19 protein-coding genes are annotated in these 18,818 nt (G+C 39.5%); 11 read left to right on the forward strand and 8 right to left on the reverse strand.

What is annotated here, in order from left to right:
- Positions 1–4 precede the first annotated feature (4 nt).
- A complete protein-coding gene (locus tag H8744_RS02255) occupies positions 5–217 on the forward strand; it encodes an immunity 17 family protein (RefSeq protein WP_262433294.1) in 213 nt (70 codons plus the stop codon).
- A gap of 4 nt (positions 218–221) precedes the next feature.
- Here the strand turns inward: H8744_RS02255 and H8744_RS02260 are convergent, their stop codons facing one another.
- The 6 genes from H8744_RS02260 to H8744_RS02285 form a co-directional block, all read right to left on the reverse strand.
- Positions 222–1,532 (reverse strand): DUF58 domain-containing protein, encoded by a 1,311-nt coding sequence (locus tag H8744_RS02260; RefSeq protein ID WP_262433295.1) that lies wholly within the window; start codon positions 1,530–1,532, stop codon positions 222–224.
- A gap of 83 nt (positions 1,533–1,615) precedes the next feature.
- Positions 1,616–2,608 carry an AAA family ATPase gene (locus H8744_RS02265; protein WP_305067421.1) on the reverse strand — a complete coding sequence of 331 codons (993 nt, stop codon included), beginning with the start codon at positions 2,606–2,608 and terminating at the stop codon, positions 1,616–1,618.
- A 99-nt stretch (positions 2,609–2,707) separates the two neighbouring features.
- Positions 2,708–4,039, reverse strand: coding sequence for a DUF4350 domain-containing protein (locus tag H8744_RS02270; protein ID WP_262433297.1), 1,332 nt, complete (start codon positions 4,037–4,039; stop codon positions 2,708–2,710).
- Complete coding sequence (locus H8744_RS02275) at positions 4,036–4,674, reverse strand: DUF4129 domain-containing protein (protein ID WP_262433298.1); 639 nt, start codon at positions 4,672–4,674, stop codon at positions 4,036–4,038. The genes H8744_RS02270 and H8744_RS02275 overlap by 4 nt, the downstream gene beginning before the upstream one ends.
- A 17-nt stretch (positions 4,675–4,691) precedes the next feature.
- Positions 4,692–5,627 carry a hypothetical protein gene (locus tag H8744_RS02280; protein WP_262433299.1) on the reverse strand — a complete coding sequence of 312 codons (936 nt, stop codon included), beginning with the start codon at positions 5,625–5,627 and terminating at the stop codon, positions 4,692–4,694.
- Entirely contained in the window at positions 5,608–6,570 is a 963-nt protein-coding gene (locus H8744_RS02285; RefSeq protein ID WP_262433300.1) for a stage II sporulation protein M, read from the reverse strand. Before H8744_RS02285 ends, H8744_RS02280 begins: the two co-directional genes overlap by 20 nt.
- Positions 6,571–6,668: 98 nt before the next feature.
- Between H8744_RS02285 and H8744_RS02290 the strand changes: the two genes are divergently transcribed.
- Positions 6,669–7,400, forward strand: a complete 732-nt coding sequence (locus tag H8744_RS02290; protein ID WP_262433301.1) for an RDD family protein — start codon at positions 6,669–6,671, stop codon at positions 7,398–7,400.
- Between the two features lie 14 nt (positions 7,401–7,414).
- Here the strand turns inward: H8744_RS02290 and H8744_RS02295 are convergent, their stop codons facing one another.
- Positions 7,415–7,720 (reverse strand): hypothetical protein, encoded by a 306-nt coding sequence (locus H8744_RS02295; protein ID WP_262433302.1) that lies wholly within the window; start codon positions 7,718–7,720, stop codon positions 7,415–7,417.
- A gap of 799 nt (positions 7,721–8,519) precedes the next feature.
- Entirely contained in the window at positions 8,520–8,804 is a 285-nt protein-coding gene (locus H8744_RS02300; RefSeq protein ID WP_439649365.1) for an SH3 beta-barrel fold-containing protein, read from the reverse strand.
- Positions 8,805–9,618: 814 nt separating this feature from the next.
- Between H8744_RS02300 and H8744_RS02305 the strand changes: the two genes are divergently transcribed.
- From H8744_RS02305 to H8744_RS02345, 9 genes are all read left to right on the forward strand, one after another.
- Positions 9,619–10,152 carry a UpxY family transcription antiterminator gene (locus H8744_RS02305; protein ID WP_262433304.1) on the forward strand — a complete coding sequence of 178 codons (534 nt, stop codon included), beginning with the start codon at positions 9,619–9,621 and terminating at the stop codon, positions 10,150–10,152.
- Between the two features lie 25 nt (positions 10,153–10,177).
- On the forward strand, positions 10,178–10,672 hold the full coding sequence (locus H8744_RS02310) for a UpxZ family transcription anti-terminator antagonist (protein WP_262433305.1): 495 nt from the start codon (positions 10,178–10,180) through the stop codon (positions 10,670–10,672).
- A gap of 141 nt (positions 10,673–10,813) precedes the next feature.
- A complete protein-coding gene (locus H8744_RS02315) occupies positions 10,814–12,022 on the forward strand; it encodes a polysaccharide biosynthesis protein (RefSeq protein WP_262433306.1) in 1,209 nt (402 codons plus the stop codon).
- Between the two features lie 25 nt (positions 12,023–12,047).
- Positions 12,048–13,181 carry a DegT/DnrJ/EryC1/StrS family aminotransferase gene (locus H8744_RS02320; RefSeq protein ID WP_262433307.1) on the forward strand — a complete coding sequence of 378 codons (1,134 nt, stop codon included), beginning with the start codon at positions 12,048–12,050 and terminating at the stop codon, positions 13,179–13,181.
- On the forward strand, positions 13,174–14,409 hold the full coding sequence (locus H8744_RS02325) for an ATP-grasp domain-containing protein (protein ID WP_262433308.1): 1,236 nt from the start codon (positions 13,174–13,176) through the stop codon (positions 14,407–14,409). The genes H8744_RS02320 and H8744_RS02325 overlap by 8 nt, the downstream gene beginning before the upstream one ends.
- 1 nt (position 14,410) lies before the next feature.
- The gene (locus tag H8744_RS02330) at positions 14,411–15,079 is read left to right on the forward strand and encodes an acetyltransferase (RefSeq protein ID WP_262433309.1); all 669 of its coding nucleotides are present in this window, start codon (positions 14,411–14,413) and stop codon (positions 15,077–15,079) included.
- A gap of 61 nt (positions 15,080–15,140) precedes the next feature.
- Positions 15,141–16,205, forward strand: a complete 1,065-nt coding sequence (locus H8744_RS02335; RefSeq protein WP_262433310.1) for a nucleotidyltransferase family protein — start codon at positions 15,141–15,143, stop codon at positions 16,203–16,205.
- Between the two features lie 3 nt (positions 16,206–16,208).
- The gene (locus H8744_RS02340; RefSeq protein WP_262433311.1) at positions 16,209–17,387 is read left to right on the forward strand and encodes a glycosyltransferase; all 1,179 of its coding nucleotides are present in this window, start codon (positions 16,209–16,211) and stop codon (positions 17,385–17,387) included.
- A gap of 6 nt (positions 17,388–17,393) precedes the next feature.
- Positions 17,394–18,791: a lipopolysaccharide biosynthesis protein gene (locus H8744_RS02345; protein WP_262433312.1), complete on the forward strand. Its 1,398-nt coding sequence runs from the start codon at positions 17,394–17,396 to the stop codon at positions 18,789–18,791.
- Positions 18,792–18,818: the final 27 nt, after the last annotated feature.

An 18,818-nucleotide genomic window follows, 5' to 3' on the forward strand; every position in this document is an offset into this window, starting at 1 on the left:
ATCAATGACAGGACATCACTTTGTACAAGGAATTTTCGTTGTCGCAGGGATCATCTCCCTAGCGGCAGCGATCTTCGATTGGGATTGGTTCTTCACTGCCCGTAACTCCCAAAGTATAGTAAGATGGGCAGGACGAAAACGGGCACGTATCTTGTACGGAATGCTGGGTATCCTGCTTATCGTCATGGCGGCTTGGTTCTACGGACAAACCAAATAAGAGCTTAAATCAATTGACGCGACTTCATCTCCAGATACTTATTGATAACATCGATCGAAAGATTCTCGGGTGTAGTTAGTACAGAATAGATGCCATTTTGTTTCAAGGTTGTCACGATAAGGCGTTTTTCATAAGTAAACTTTTCAGCAATGACATGACGGTAGTACTCTTCTGTATTGACAGGATTTCTGTTAATGTATTCCTTCAATTCGGAATCTTCGAAAAAGACGACCAACAGACGGTGTTGCCGAGAGAGTTGTTGTAAATAGGGCAACTGCCGGTTCATACTATTTAAATTGCTGAAATTCGTATAAAGGACGAGCAGGCTCCGCTTACTTACATGCTTTGATAAATGCACACACAAAGCGGAAAAGTCAGTTTCTCCATAAGTGGTTTCCTGCGCATAAAGTTTCTCAAGTAAAGTCTGCATCTGCCCACTTTGACGAGATGCGGGAACAAAGGTATCAAAATGCTCGTTGAATGTCACCAATCCGGCTTTATCGTCACGGCGCATAGCTACATATGAGAGTACCAATGAAGCATTAATTGCATAGTCCAACAAGGTCATCCCACGAAAAGCCTGTTGCATCACGCGACCTTTATCTATCACATTATATATCTGCTGAGAACGTTCGTCCTGATAAACATTCACCATCAGTTGATGCCTCCGCGCACTTGCCTTCCAATTAATGGTTCGGTAATCATCTCCTTTTACATATTCCTTGATCTGCTCAAATTCGGTTTGATGACCAACCCTGCGAATTTTCTTAATACCGATCTCCGTCAGATTGTCACTCATAGCAAGCAATTCGTAGCGATGAAGCATTAAGAACGAAGGATATACTTTTACTTTCTCCTGTTCCGCACAGGTAAATCGTCGTTGCACCAAACCAATGCGATCGGATACAAAAACACGGATATGACCAAAAGCATATGTCCCTCTGCGAGTAGGCCGAAGAGTGTATTTTATAGTCTTACCCTCACCAGGAGAGAGCTTCAAATGAAAACATACATCCCGCAATTGGAAAACAACCGGGATTTCATCTATAACGGAAAGAGTGATTGGGAAAGAGTAACTACTTTCCACTCGCAAACGTATCTGATTATCGTCACCATTGGATAAACGAGCCGGACACTGACGGGAAGCAGTAATTCCCCGGACACGGTACAACAGAAATACATCCAAAGCTATGGCGAGCAGATACAAGCCCAACAACAATTGCCCCATCAGAAACAGGGTATGGAACATGTATCCGCTGCTTAGCAGCAAGATTATGAAAAGCATGGAAAAATAAAAACGTCTGGTCAGATACATAATCCCGTCATTCGTTATTCATAAATAAAATCACCTCATCCATTCGGCTATACTCACTCGTCATCGGCAAATACTTCCCGTCACTATTTCGGAACTTCCACTTTATCGATCAAACGCTGAGTTACTTTCACGGGAGAATATCCTTCCATCTCAGCTTCAGCAGTTAGTATCAGACGATGTTGGAGAACGTAAGGAGCTACGAATTTGATATCTTCGGGAGTTACAAAGTCACGTCCCTGTAACAATGCATAAGCTTTGGAAGATTGCAGGATAGCTACCGAAGCACGGGGTGACGCACCCAAATACACAGCTTTGCTGATACGTGTCTGCTGCACAATAAGAGCTATATATTGGAGCAATGTGCGATCCACAAACACCTGATCCATCAGCCTACGGAGTTCCAAAAGTTCTTCACGGGTGATTACAGGACGAACAGCATCCAACTTAACCAACGTAGCATTGTTGTGATGGCGTTCCAATATATTTACCTCCTCTTCCAAAGAGGGATAATCCATTGTGATTTTCATCAAGAAACGGTCTAACTGAGCTTCAGGCAATTTGTAAGTTCCTTCCTGTTCCACCGGATTCTGGGTAGCAAGTATGGTATAAAGATCGCCCATGCCATGTGTGACACCATCAATGCTGACCTGTCTCTCTTCCATCACTTCAAACAAAGCGGATTGCGTCTTGGCCGGGGCACGGTTAATCTCATCTACCAAAACGATATCGGCAAAAACAGGTCCCGGATGGAAGTCGAACTCATTTGTCTTCATATTAAAGACTGTAGTACCAAGTACATCACTCGGCATCAAATCCGGTGTAAACTGTATACGACTGAAACGGGCATCGATCAAACGGGCTGTCAGACGGGCAAGCAGTGTTTTCGCCACTCCCGGCACACCTTCTACCAATACATGCCCATTGGCAAGAATAGCTGTCAGCATCAAATCGACTGTGCGTTCCTGTCCAACGATCACCGTTGCAATCTGGGACTTCAACGCCTCCATCTTCTGGGCAAAAAGAGTCAAATCAGCACGTGACTGCCCCTGATGTTGCTGTTCTTGTACCTGTTGCATTTCCTGTGATTGCAATCCTTGTTGCTCCGGCTGTTGTATATCCTGCGGTTGTTGCAGTTCCTGTTGTTCTTTTGGTTGCTCTTCCATAATCGGATCTTATTATAGCATGGTTAATATCTTATTCATTTCATCAATACACTCTTTCATCTCTTGTTCGGTTACTTTTCTGTCACCACGGATTATAGGACGCAGGCGGGCAAATAACCTTACAATTTCTTGTTCTTCCAATCCTGTCCGGTTTGCAATTTTACGACTGATGGTCGTATCGCTGCCACCGTCTTCAATGTCCATTTGCATTTGCCGGCGGATAGTTTCGGCAAAATATGTAAACTTCTTACATACCAGATCAGAGTGATTTTTCTTTTGGAAATAAAGAGTACCGATCAACTCGGTAAACTCTAATGTCTTGTTGTCCGGTTCCTTAACAACGGGAATCGGTCGCTGCCTCCTTCGTGCAGTAAAGATCATGAAAAGCAGTATTGTTATCATTGTCAAATACAATCCCCACCGTAATGCAGGCTGAGAAAGGAAATAACGGAAAGGCGACTGCCGTTCATAAGCAGATTTATTATAAGCTTCCGTGCGATAGAGAGGCAACCCCCTCACCTCGGAAAGTAGACGGAATATATAGGTCGCATTATCACCGTCCAGCACACCATAATTGGTGAAAAGCAAAGGCGTAGTGATCAGGATTATTTCACCTTTCCCTATCGAACGACTCAAGGCTACGGGAGAACACGATAATAAAGCATTACTGCCGATAGAATCGATGTAAACACAGACGGAATCGGAAACATTTTCCAGCATATTATTATGCGGCAGTGGTTTGAAACATCCTTTTTGATAGAGAGTATCACAATCTCTTTGAACCAAGGGAGTAAACAATGAATCAAATTTAGTAAAATGAACACCACACATCTGTGGATAAAATTCAAATATCTTCGCTGGATAAGATAAAGAATCTTCCAAACCGGCAAGCCAATAGAGAGTGTCTTTACGGTTCAAACCATTTGAGGCATATTTCTTCAAGGTACCCGCATTGAACCAACTACTCGACATATCGTATTTCAAGGTATCGGACAACGAAAAGGCATTTGCTACCAAAACAATCTTATTACCACGTTCCGCCAACTCAAAAAGCCCTTTCCGGTCAGTATCCGTAAGTTGTATACGGTCGGCTATTGCCAAAACGGCCAATGGTTCATTCGTAGTGTCATTAGCAAAATTATAGAAAGTCCAATCATTCAAGTAATAATCATTCTCCCAAGATTCTCCTACAACATCATCAAAAATGGCACAACCAAAAGGCTGATAATCGTATTGGCTAAAGGTAGGATTCCACACAAATTTCTTCGGGAGTTGATATTCTATGAGGAACATCACTCCGAGAAACAACACCATTATCAATATAAACCAATGGCTTGATTTCATTCGGTTCCTCCTTTCCTGATTTTTTCCTGTAGTGCCTGCATCTCACGAAAGAGCGACTCGTCTGCTTCAAAATTGCCATAACGCACTCGTAAGAAACGATCAGTCAACCCACGGAAAGGTATCCGCAATATATCCGTTTTCAACTCGTATATATATTCCGTCGGTGTTTTATAAGGTTGCCACTCTATCCGTTCTGTATCACTTAAATGCTTCAATGTCTGTAAATAGAGCAAACGTACCGCTTCCCGGTAATCTTTATGCAGCAATGCCCTGTCAATTTCCTTTTGGAAATCGACACCGTAAATAGTATCTTCTTCTATGTCGTACACCATCTGGCTTTTCTTTAACCTCATGAACAGTTCAGGACGTTTCTTATACAGGAACCAGATAATAAGTAAAAGTAATAGAATAAACAACACTACCAAAACTATTTCCGTATATTGCTCTGCAAACTTACTACCGAATATTTTCTGTAACAGTTTGCCCAACCATAAATTAAGCCACTCGAGAATATTGAATTCGGGAGTAATCAATTCACGGTTATAGTCATATTCGGGCATCCGCTGCCAAGTGGCAACTGTCGCTGTGTCGTAGACCAGAGTATCGGAAACCAATGTATCAGTAGGGACTATCATTCAAAGTTACCTCAAAATTAAAGTTTATCGAAGTTATCAATGTCATCTTCTACGGAAACACTGTCCACTACTTCGGAAGCATGACCATATTGATAGGCCAAGGAAATGTAAACAAAAGCCATGGAAAGATAGGCGCCAAAGCCTTGTAGAATTCCTAACAGATACAAAAAGAAACTATAAAGCGGTGATACAGTTGCCGCAGTCCCCCCATCGCTCACTGCAAAGAAATATTTGACAATAGTAGCAATATACCATGGCAACATAGTAATAGATTGAAGAATACCGGCTATGAGATTCATAATAATGGTAAGGAGGAATATGCCGCCCCATGTAGCAAATCCTAACCGGAAAGTCTTTTTAAAAGCAGCCATTACACCTATATTCTCAAACAGATAAATGGGAGCAAACAAAGCCAAAGGTACAGAACCAGCCAATGCCAAAGGCACAGTAAGGATTAACGTAAACGGAGTGAGAAACATAAGTGATCCAATAATAAAGCATATGATAAAAATAACGACAACACAGAATACGCCAACCAACAATAACTTACCCATATTCTTAAACAATAACGGACGAATATCCGTGAACGTTATACCTTCAAGGCGTCCATCCCTATTGTTATAAGTCGCCATCAGACTATAAAGCAGAGCAACCAAAATCATACTGCCGAGTAGTGAACATAAAATCATCAACCCATAATTCATCCAAAACATCAACCCTGCCCCAGCTAAGGGACTCAATGCGCCAGCTTGTGCATTCATCGACATACTCAAAGATCCGCTCATCAGACCGTTCAAACTTAATGCTTGAATCAGGCACAAAGGCAATATCAGGTAAGTGATGTATTTGAATAAAGGCTTCCAATTCTCCTTTATAAAATCAAAGGTAGCGTTCAGTTTCTCCCCGAACGAACGTTTTGCATACATTGCAATTTTAGGTTTCTCTAATTCCATGTTGTTTTCTGTTTGGTAAATAAATATAGTAGAAGATAATAAAAGCAAGTGAAAGCAAAATAATGCTTAGCCTGAGTATATCGGGCAGTTCGGTATGCCGAGTAAGGAAACCTTCGATGAATCCAGCCATAATAAAAACCGGAACGGTACCGATAATAATTTTCAGTCCCCGCTTTGCTCCCCGACGGAAAGATTCCAAACGAGAATAAGTACCCGGAAACAGCCAGCCATTGCCCAAAGCCAATCCGGCAGCTCCTGCCACAATGATTGCCCAAATTTCCAACGTCCCATGTAGCCAGATGGCAAGCATCGATTCTCTCAACAATCCGTAATCATAGAAAAAAGTCTGGAAAGCACCAACCATCACACCATTTGAAAAGAGCATGTATCCCGTACCAAAGCTCGTCAACAGTCCCATGGCAAAGCAATTAAAGGATACCATGATATTATTGAAAGTGATGCCAAGAAACATAGGAACTTCCTCCGAGCCATTATAGACAGCCATTGGTTCGCCATTAGCAATGTTCTCTAATGTCATGTCCACATATCCGTCACCTAAAATCAAACGTACGAAAGTGGGATCATTCCAAGCCGAAATGATACCGATCAATGCACTAAAAGCAAAAATGATAAAAGAAACCAATAACTCTTTCCGGGCATCGTGCATCGTCTGGGGAACTTCGCGAGTCCAAAAGGTTACGATGCGCGACCATTTCTCCCGTTTATTACGATAAATGACATTGTGCAATGCCGAAGCCAAATTATTGAGATAAATCGTAATCCGCGAAGTGGGATAATGTGTTTGTGCAAAAGCCAAGTCAGCGGTCAGTTCAGTATATACGTCGGCAAGACGATCCGGATTAAGCCGGGCAGCATTCTCCACGACTTTCTCCATCTCTTTCCATTTTTCAATATTTCGGCGAATAAACGTAACTTCTTTCATATTTCGGAGATACGGGCAGAAGTTTTGTCCGAATCGGAAGCAAAAGTAAGAGAAATATGATATATTTGCAACGGAATCACAAAAATGTTTAAAGAGAAATGTCAGAATCTACCATAATCACAGGACAATTCGTGCGTATCAGCCAAACACCGGCCAGTATTGGCGAACGTGCATTGGCTCTCATCATCGATTATTTTTTCCTGTTCATATATACGGTAGGGATCAGCATCATCTTGTCAAAACTACATATACATGCTTTTTCCAGTTTCTCATTCTTTTTCCTTTTTGTTATTATTTACCTTCCGATAGTCTGTTACTCGTTGCTTTGCGAAGTTTTCAACTACGGTCAAAGTTTAGGAAAGCGTTTAATGAACATCCGGGTAGTCAAAGCAGACGGTTCCACACCTAGCCTCAGTTCTTACTTATTGCGTTGGTTGCTTTTTCCTATCGACCTGCCTATCACTGGAGGATTGGGAATACTATTCGTCCTACTGACTAAAAATCATCAGCGTTTGGGCGATCTTGCAGGTGGGACAATGGTAATAAAGGAAAAGAATTACCGCAAGATTCAGGTCAGTCTAGACGAATACGACTATCTGACAAAAGGGTATCATCCCGTTTATCCCTCTGCCACAGACCTATCACTGGAACAGGTGAATGTAATTAATAAAACACTTACATCCGGACAGAAAGACCGCGCACGACGTGTAAAACTTCTGGCTGAAAAAGTTCGTACGCTTCTGAATATCAAGCAAACAGAAGGGAACGATGAAAAGTTCCTGCAAACGTTACTGAGAGATTATCAGTATTTTGCGTTAGAAGAAATATAAGGAGTAATTCTTGGTTACACATTCACCATATCAATCAGGCAAATTATTTCAACACTCCCACTACAATAACCGGCTCTTGATCTCTTGGTTGTATGGCGGGACTGTTTCGGAGCCAAAGTCCCATGCAGGAAAGAAATTACAGTTTTCGCCTTTGTCCGTAATTTGGTCTTCAGTGGGTAGTATAATAACATAAGTTTTGCCATCACTCTTACTGTAATATCCCCAAAAGTTTCTTGATCGACATTGTAACTGAAATATACACGGGTATCAGTTTCCATCACCATACCTAACTGATAAGTATCCTTATTCTTTTCGGGCATGTCGCGATAAGTATAATCGGGGGGGTATCGCCCAAATTAAACCGTATATGCGGAATAAGCATGCAATCGCCTATTTCGTAAACAGTTGTTCCCCCAAAAGAAGCTCTTTGAAATAATAAAAGCAAGAGTACACTTTCACTCCCCAACTGGTTATCTACAAAAAAAGGTGCAGCTATTCAGTTAATAGACAAGGAAATTGCAAAAACATATGCCGAAAAGTATTATCCGTATCTTGCATTATCCAAGTAATAAACAGCACGTATTTAACAGATCATTAAATACGCATTTAACTCACCCAATAGTACGTACTTTACTACCACAAAAGTACGTACTTGTCATAGCCTGATTCATGTTAACTGTTTTGTGACTTACCTGCCTTGATTTCATTCATTTCGGTTATTTTGTGTAACCTCAGGCTTTCCAATAGTCCGTGATAGTTGTGCATTTTCGTATTGAGTGCATAGGCCGGTGGTTCGGGCAGGGAAGTCGGATGGTCCTCATCTTTGACTTTTCTCTGCTCTACTCTGCTTTACTGTGATTTATCCGGAAATGTCCGAAATTTCAGGGTTTACTTCCATTTTTGTCGGCAGGATGTTTACATTTTCAGGTTTCCTACTTTTGTTTTTCTCGTTGGTGATTTCTATTAACAGGTGGGGCAATTTACTTAAATCCCTTTTTCTACGGCTCGTAGCTTCCATCCAAACGTTAAATTGGTGATTAGAGTTTAATGATTAGCGACCGGTGTGTCTCGTGTTGTCGCGGCTTGCCAGTCGCCAACCATTGTCAATCTTCTTTTTTATCAGATTACAAGTCTCCATTCAAGGAAATTCTCCACCTGGAAAGTTATCCAGCCCTGTTGCTCAACATCCCAGTGGACAACAGCACCATCAATTTTACCGGGATCGAATTCCTTGTGGAAGTCCCCCTGGTAATGAACCAGCGTCGCTTTTACGAGCCTGAACTCCCCATTTTGCTTGCGATAGGCGATCAGTGCATGCCCGCATAGCATGTGGTCAAACAATGCTTCCACTCCTCCCTGAAGACGGTGGAGATGTAGATTGCTATCGACCTTTCGCTTAATAATTTGCATTCCCCGTTCTCAATGTAGACAAGTAATCCTTTTTCATCCAGGAAACGGGCCAGGTGGGACTTGTATGTCTTCATTTTTCTCCCATGTACCCCTTCTGATAGATTGAAATGAAATACCGTATCACATCCTCATGGTTAAAAAGAATTCCTTGGATACCATCTTTCCAGCTGGGGGACTTGTTCCCGTTAACAGGCTGTTTCTTAGCAGTCAAAACTTTTTCGCTTCTCTTTTTTTTGATATATCCCTTGTCGTCATTTGTATTCTTTTTTATGCTATGAAATAGCGGTTGATAAACTCAATGTTAAATTGTACGAAAAAGACAAAGGTGCCGAATTTATTTCAGTATCGGAAAGAGAATGGTAAAATTATATCTGTAAATATGGATGTTTTAGATAATAATTAATTGACACACTGCATGATGATGCGATTGGAGAAAAGTGTTTCAATAGACGTTCGTTTAATGGAACGCAAAGATATGGGGTATTTTCATAATAGCAAAATGTTTAATAAAAAAAATATTTCAACGTCCATTTATACGTGGTTAAATATCTATTTTCCAGTTATCTGCATGAAAAATAAAATTGAGGATTTATCCGTCTGCTTTTATGAATATTGTATCGAAAAATTATTGTAAAAAAAGTGTTCCATTAAACGAACGTCTATTGAAACACTTTCATCTGTTTTTACCGCTTCGTTTAACGTTGGAAATATCATCAGAACAGTCATGGTTTGAGCGGGGGAGATGTCCCGTTCAAACCGCGAAGCGCGCCCGGAAGGGAAGGTTCGGACTCTCAAACAGACATCCCAAATGGTTGATATACAGAAGCAGTGGTTTGCCGCCCGCACCCGTGACAAGCAGGAGTTCGCCATCCGCGAAAGGCTGCAAAGGCTGCGGGTGGAACATGGTGTCGACCTGGAATATTACCTTCCCACAAGGACGGTCTTCCGGCAGTTGAAATACCGGAGGAAACGGGTGGAGGTCCCCGTCATCAGGAACCTGATATTCGTCAGGGCCACCCGGCAGGTCGCTGTGGATCTCCCCAACAAGGAGGGGGTCGCCCTTTTTTACATGAAGGATCTTTCCACCCATGGCATGTTGGTCGTTCCCGACAAGCAGATGGACGATTTCCGCTTCATGATGGACCTTTCCCCCGACGGGGTCAGCTTCGACGACGCGTCCCTCACGATGGGCAGCAGGGTGAAGGTCGTCAAGGGCGAACTATCGGGCGTCGAAGGAGAGGTCGGCACCGTTTCCAACAGGACCTACGTGGTCATCCGCATTCGCGGTGTCTTGACCGCCAGCGTCAAGCTCCCCAGGAGTTACTTGAAAATTATCGGTTAAACAATCTAAATAACACATCACTCTGATGGAATCAATTGTAGCAAAATCGCTGGAACTCCAGCGCCAGGCGCACCGCCTCCTCTTCCTCGAGGACGATGCCCCCATGTATTCGGACGTTTTTACCCGGCAGAACGGTGCCGTCCTTTCGCTGAGCAATGAATTGTATTCCCTTTGGCGCGCTGCCGGTTCTATTATCCCCGAGGAGGAAGCGGATGTTTGCCTCTCCCTCCTGATGGGCTATAACGCCACCATCTATGATGACGGTGACAAGCAGGCGCGCATCCAGGAGGTATTGGACCGCTGCTGGCACGTTTTGGAACGGCTCCCGTCCTCGTTACTGAAAGTCCGCCTGCTCACTTACTGCTACGCGGAGGTATATGACGACAGCTTGGCGGAGGAGGCGCATGCGATCATGGATGGATGGCGCAAGGACTCATTGGCCCCCGAGGAGAGGGAAATGATTGAACTGTTGAGGGGGATCGAGGAGAATCCATATCCCTGGGTGGAAGTGGAAGAATAAATAATGAGCTTTCTGCATAACGCATGTTTTCAGAAAGGGCTTATCGTTACTGTGTAAGCATTTAAAAAAGGCTTAATTTTCTAACTACTATCTCTGCCACGAAATATTAAGCTCTAATTCCAATAATCAAATCATATATACATGTTTAACTTACAGAAGTTTATCTCTGACTGTGTGATAAACCGCCCTCATAGCATGTTCGCTGCAGATATTGAGGCAAACAGCGAGGCTCTGCACCGTGAAATTGAAGGTAAGAAAATATGCGTGGTAGGTGGTGCCGGCTCTATTGGATCTTCCTTCATCCGTGCCGTACTCACTTTTAAGCCCAAAACCTTGGTTGTAATAGACCTAAACGAGAACGGGTTGGCCGAACTGACACGCGACCTTCGCTCCACCTACGGCATGTATGTGCCCGAGGATTACCGCACTTACACGCTTAACTTTGCCGACCCCATCTTCGAACGTATCTTCCGTGAGGAACACGGTTTCGACATTTTCGCCAACTTCTCTGCGCACAAGCACGTCCGTAGCGAAAAGGACAAGTATTCGGTTCAGGCACTTATCGAGAATAACGACATCAAGGCCAAGCGTTTACTCGACCTCCTCTGTGAGTTTCCACCCCGCCATTTCTTTTGTGTGTCCACCGACAAGGCTGCCAATCCCGTAAATATAATGGGGGCTAGCAAGCGCATCATGGAAGATATGATTATGGCATATACGACCCGGTTTAAGGTCACCACCGCCCGATTCGCCAATGTGGCTTTCTCCAACGGCTCGTTGCCCGATGGTTGGATTCATCGTGTCATGCGTAAGCAGCCCCTTGCCGCACCCAACGATGTGAAACGTTATTTCGTGTCGCCTGAAGAAAGTGGCCAGATTTGTATGTTAGCTTGTATTTTAGGTAAAAACGGTGAAATCTTCTTTCCAAAATTGGGCGAGAAGCAAATGCTTACCTTTTCTGCCATTTGCGATGAGTATATAAAGAGCATTGGCCGTGCCAAGCGCCAGTTTTCGACGGACGAAGAGGCAAAGCAGTTTGCCGCTGAAATGCCTTTCGACAACCAAGAATATCCCGTGGTGTATTTTGGCAGCGACACCACCGGTGAGAAGGCCTACGAAGAATTCTATGTGCCCGGTGAGAAACTGAATATGGACCGTTTCCAAAGCCTCGGTGTTATCGAGGAAGTAAAGAAACGCCCGATGGAGGAAATCGACCGGTTCTTTACAGAGATGGAGGCCATCTTTGCCGAGCCTGCCTTCACCAAGGACGAAGTGGTGCAAGCCATCAAACACTTCATTCCCAATTTTGAACACGAAGAGAAGGGAAAGAGTTTAGACCAGAAAATGTAATATTATTAAAAGATATGATGTAATTATGGGTTATCAAATACCATTATTTAACCTTAATTTCGATGAAAGAGAGGCTATCGCAGCGGCTGACACTATCAAATCAGGATGGATTTCTACCGGTCCGAAATGTGCAGAACTCGAACAGATGTTCGTAAATATGTTCCAGGTGAATTATGCAGTCAGCGTGTCAAATTGTACTGACGCTCTTCACCTGTGCTGTTTAGTATGTGGCGTTGGCCCTGGAGATGAAGTTCTTTGCCCTTCCCTCACTTTTGCAGCAAGTGCAAACTGTATTCGATATGTAGGTGCAACGCCTGTGTTCTGTGACATTGTTGGGCCTAATCACATTAATATAGATCCTGAAGATATCAAACGTAAAATTACACCAAAAACAAAGGCTATTGTTGTTGTTCACATGGCTGGATTCCCTGCTAAGATGGATGAAATAATGACTATTGCTAAAGAGTATAACCTAAAAGTAATAGAAGATGCTTGTCATGGTCCACTTTCTGAATACAAGGGTAAAAAACTGGGCACCATTGGCGATTGTGCCGCATTCAGCTTCTTCTCAAACAAAAATATTAGTACAGGCGAAGGTGGTATGTTTATCTCCAACAATAAGGAAATGGCGGATCGAGTTCGTTTACTTCGTTCACATGGCATGACTACCATGTCATATCAAAGAGCCTCAGGACACGCTACAGCTTACGACATAGTAGAGCTGGGCTATAACTTTCGCATGGATGACATTCGTGCTGCCATTGCTATAGAACAGCTAAAGAAATTACCCGCTGACTTAGAGAAACGAATTCAAGTACGCAAACGTTACGTAGAAAAACTCACAAATGTAAAAGGAGTTGTAGTTCCTTTCGCTGACTGTACTGAATTTACAAGTAATTACATTATGCCTGTAGTTCTCATTAACAGCAACAAAGGTACTCGTGATGTAATTCGTGAGAAAATTCATGCAGCAGGCATACAAACGAGTGTTCATTATCCTGCTATCCACAAATTTACAATCTATATAGAAGAAGGAACTGTTCTTCCTGAAACAGAATATGTAACAGATTGTGAGATTACATTGCCTATGTATGCGTCTCTAACTATGGAACAAATTGACTTCATCTGTGAGACTTTAAATAGAGCTATCAATGGATAAACAATCTATTCTAATCTTTGGAGCTGGAAGATTACAGATTCCTATCATTAAGAAGGCTCACGAAGAGGGTTATTACACTATAGTAGTGACTCTTGATCCTAATGAACCTGCTTGCAAATTTGCTGATGAAATTGTCAAAGATGATTTCTGTAATGAGAGTAGAATGCTTGAAGTTGCCAAACAATACAAGGTTATTGGAGTGCTAACAGATCAGACAGATATTCCAGTGCGTACTATGGCCTATGTTTCAGAAAAACTTGGATTACCAGGCAATTCTTATGAAACGGCTTGTATATTTACAGATAAATTTTTGATGCGTGAAAGGTGTAAAGAGCTGGGTATAGAAACACTCGCATACAAACTCTGTTATTCTGTTCAGGATGCTATTGATTTCTTTAAGCATTCCCAGTTCAAAGAAGTCATCCTGAAGCCAATCGGTAATCAGGGAAGCAAAGGAATATATAAAGCAGCATCAGAACAAGATATTTTACATTATTATCCCTATGTAAACACCTATGCGAATAATAAACCAATTCTTATCGAGCAATTTGTATATGGTGATGAACTAGTTGTTGAAGGCTGTGCTTTCAATTATAACTTTATCAATACTGTTATAGGAGATACATTTTACTTTAAAAGTACAAATAATGTATTTGCTGCGTGCAAAAGAATATTTCCTTCTCAACATAACCCAAAAATTGTAAGAAAAGTTTTAGATATAAATAAAAAAATCATTGAAGGATTTAGATTAAAGCAGGGGCTTACTCACAGTGAATATATTATATGTGATGGAAAAGTTTTTTTGATTGAAGTAGCCGCAAGAGGAGGTGGTGTATATATTTCTTCCGATCTTGTTCCTCTTACGACAGGTATAGATACTCAGAAATTCTTGATAGACATTGTTACAGGGCAAGCGAGATCATTACCATTTGTTCAAGATATGAAAACAATAGCATGCTATGTAGCCTTTTTCTTACCAATTGGTGAATGTGTGAGATGTGATGGTATTGATGAGATTTTGTCATTACCTTTTATACATAGTAATAATCTTGATACTCTATATGTCGGATTAAAAGTTAAGGCAAACACAGATAAGACATCACGTTATTTTATGGTTGTATCTGCCAAAAGTTACGAACAATTAAATAATAGAATAGTGTATATTAAGCAAATACTTAATATACAATCTAAGAATGATGGGGTTGTAAAGGAAGTCATTTGGGAATAAAATGAAAAAGAAAATTGCACTAATTGGTTCAGGGGCGTTTGCATCAAGAGTTGTTGATATCATTGAATCAACAAATAAGTTTGAAATTATCGGTTATTTTGATGGATACGCTTCAGTAGGTGATATAATTAATGGCTATAAAATTTTGGGTAATGATAATGATGCATTTATTATGTATGGAGAAGGTTTATTTGACTGTGTCATTATTTGTTTGGCATATACTCAGTTTGCACAAAAGAAAAAACTATTTGAGTTATATAGTAACAAAATTCCATTTGCAACGATTATTCATCCCACTGCTTACGTTAGTCCAAAATCAAATATTGGTGCAGGTGTCATAGTTTGTGAAAACGCGACTATTTGTAAAGGTGCAAGTATAGAAAATAATGTAACAATAAAACCTGGAGTTTTAGTTAGTCACGATTCTAAAATAGGCAAGCATTCTTTTATCGCAGCAAGAGTGGCAATAGCGGGATTAGTGGAAATAGGGGAATGTTGTTTTATCGGTATAAATGCAACCATACGTAACCGTATAACCATAGGTGATAATGTCGTATTAGGAATGGGAAGTGTTGCCCTTAAGAATTTAAATGCAAACTCCATTTATGTTGGTAATCCCGCTCATTATCTAAAAGCTAATATAGACTATAATAGTAGTAATACAGAATAATTCGAGCGTTTTTATTAAATTTTAATTTGAGTAATTGGTCTCAGATACAATAAAGAATGATATGCTGAATAAAAAAATAGCTTCAATTAAAATTGAAGCAGATAAAACCATCCTTCAGACCATGAAGCAGATGGATGAACGTAACGTTCGTTTATTCTATGCATTTGAAGGTGAACAGTTCGTTGGACTAATATCTATTGGTGATATTCAGCGAGCAATAATAAGGAATATTCCACTTGATACTCCAATTGCATGTATTCTTGACAAGGAAAAAGTATATGCTCAATTAGGTCAACCCATTAACCTTATCAAAAAGAAAATGCAATCTATGCGCGCTGAAAGTATGCCAGTTTTAGATGATAATGGCAAATTAGTAGACGTTTATTTTTGGAAAGATTTTTTTGCAGTTAAAAATGTTCCGGAACGTGAAAAGATAGATTTACCTGTTGTGATAATGGCTGGAGGTAAAGGTACCCGTCTTAAGCCACTTACAAATATTATTCCTAAACCTCTCATTCCTGTGGGTGATAGAACGATACTCGAAGAAATAATGGATCAGTTTGAGATTATTGGTTGTAAGAAATTCTATATGTCAGTAAATTATAAATACGATATGATAGAATATTATCTTCGCCAATTAGACAAGAACTATGACATTGAGTTTTTTATGGAAGATAAACCTCTAGGTACAATTGGAAGTGTCTCTTTGCTAAAAGATAAAATCTCAACTCCATTTTTTGTAAGTAACTGTGATATTCGTATCGATCAAGACTTTCGTGATGTATATAATTACCACAAAGAAAACCATAATGACATAACTATCGTTACGGCAATTAAAAGCTATAATATTCCTTACGGAGTTATTGAAACTGGTCAAAATGGAATTATGAAAGAAATCACTGAAAAACCCGAAATCTCATATATGATAAATACAGGCGTATATCTCCTCAACGCAGATTTAATAAGAGAAATTCCTCAAGGGGAATTCTTTCACATCACTCATTTAATTGAGAAAGTTAATATTAGGGGAGGACGTGTCGGATGTTTTCCGGTTAGTGATGGTCAGTGGAAAGATATGGGAGAATGGCCTGAATATTTAAAGATGATAAATGTGTTTAATGGCTAGAATATGTATAGAATTTTGTTAGTTGCTGATGCCAGCTCAATTTTTATAATAAAGTTTGTTCAAGCATTAAAAGCTAATTGTAATGTTAACGTGACTGTTTATTCACCATTTCATAATAGGCATATTCAAAAGGAATATCCATATGATAGAGTTTACTTTGATGAATATAGAAGTAGTGCTTTAGGAAAACTCCGCTTTTTTGGCAGCAGGTTACAACCTTATATTCAGAGATATAAGTTTGAAAGATTTTTGAAATCTCAAAATAAAGAATATGATATTATTCATTTTCACTGGTTACTACCGGCATGGACCATTTTCCCCAAAAAATATAAGAAATATTCGTCTAATGTTGGCGGCAGCATGTGGGGAGGAGAGCTAGAAAAACTTCGATTGTTGCAATCAAAAAGTATTTATCGTTATAAATTAAAAAAACTTTTGTCTACATTCTCGTTTTATATTGGCCTCGGTGAAAGTAAAAAGTTTGTGGAAAATGAAACAGGTTTTAGTGGCAATTTTTTTTATGGAATGTATGGTTCTTCAATTATTGAAGAAATGCAGAATATGTCTATTTCAAAAATAGAAGCAAAGAAAACACTAAATATACATCCAAACAAAATTGCAGTAATGCTCGGATATAGTGGGAAATCAATCCACAGACATGTAGAAATTTTAAATAAAATTCTATCTAACAAGCAATTTGCAGCATTTCAAAAAAGACTGCATTTTGTAGTATCTATGACAAGAGGAGCAACCGAACAATATATAGTTGAAGTTGAAGAGACCTTGAAAAAAACAGGTTGTGGTTATACAATGATAAAATCAGAGTATCAAACTGATAAAGACGTTGCAATTTTAAGATACGCTACAGATTTGGCTTTTCAATTATCCGAATTTGACGGCTTGTCAAGTTCAATTAAAGAGATATTAAGTAGTGGAGCAATCCTTATTTGTGGTAATTGGTTTTCTAATTACCATATTCTGAAAGAAGATGGCTTTATTTATTGGGAAGTTGGTAGTTTAGATTCTGGAATTGAGAAATTTTATGATATCATGTGGTCTTATAAATCTTATGTTGATGTGTGTAAAGCAAATATTAAAATTGGTGGTGGAAAATATTCATGGAACGAGTGTATTAAGCCATGGGCTTCCGCATATTCGAATCTATTGAAACAAACAATTTGAATCTTAATGTTTCGTTTTTTTAAAGACTTTTTTATATATGGGGTTGCTTCTATCATGGGGAAACTTGCTGCGATTTTACTCATCCCAGTCTATACAGGTGTCCTTACAAAAGAGGAATATGGGGCAATGGCTCTTATAGTTTCATGTAAGGGTATTATAGATTTATTTTCAAATTTAAACATTCATTCGGGAATTATACGTGATTATTACGAAACAGAAGATGATAGGACAAAATTGATTTCGACAGGTTTTTTCTCGATTTTAGGCTTTTCAAATTTTACATTACTATTGGTTCTATTATCGACTAACTTTTTTATTGAAAAAGTCTTGGGAATAGCTGAATTCAAAAGTTCATTTATATTAATGGCTTTATCTATCCCGGCAGGAAGTTTAATGTCATATTTTTCCATATTAACAAGGTTCAAAAAAAAGCCTATTCAATATTCTATTGGTAGTTTTGTTCAACTATTGGTACAAATTAGTATTTCATTAATAGGTGTTGTATATCTTGAGCTAGGAATTCCAAGTATATTTTTGGGTGTACTAATGGGTGAGATTGTATCTATTATATATTTTTCTTTTTTAAATAGGAGCTACATTGATTTTTGCTTTGAACGGAAATATTTAAAGAGGGCACTACTATTTGCCATTCCAACACTACCAGCAATATTAGCAGGATGGATAGATAGCTCTTTAGGACAAATAATAGTTGGACGTTTTATTGATTTAAAGGAATTGGGTGTTTATTCCTTATCTTTACAAATTGCTTCCGTTTTTACTCTAATAAGTGCAGCTTTTCAAAATGTGTGGTCACCATACTTATATGAGAATTATAATAAGGACACTTTTTCATTAGAGGTTACTCGGCTATTTTCTACTATAACTACAATGTTACTTGGTATATCAATCGTTTTTTCTTTTTTAGCTAAAGAGTTTATCATTTTATTAAGTAATGATAGCTATGTTAATGCCTCGTTATATTTACCGATTTTGTGTATTGCAATGTCATTTTACATGATTTTTCCATTTGCAACCTCTGGCATTGTTATAGCTAGGAACACTTATTACATAGGGTTAGGGTATCTATTTGGAAGCATGTTTAATATATGTTCCATGTTACTGCTAATAAAATATATTGGGGTACTAGCAGCTCCCGTATCTCTCTGCATTTCTCGTATTATTTCATTTGTTTTCATGTGGAATAAAACCAGTAAATATTTACATTTCAAATGTCCTATAAGCCTATTAGTTTCTATAGTTATATGTTCTTTATTATCATTTTTATGTAACTATTTTTCCCTTTCTTTTACATATAGATCTATATGCTGTTTAATTTTGCTTTCATTTGTAATATTGAAGTTATATAGGAATAATGGAGGTTATATAAGATTTAATATGCAATAGGTTAATGACAAGTGGAAAACTTCATCA

This window comes from Jilunia laotingensis, assembly GCF_014385165.1.
Lineage (GTDB): Bacteria > Bacteroidota > Bacteroidia > Bacteroidales > Bacteroidaceae > Bacteroides > Bacteroides laotingensis.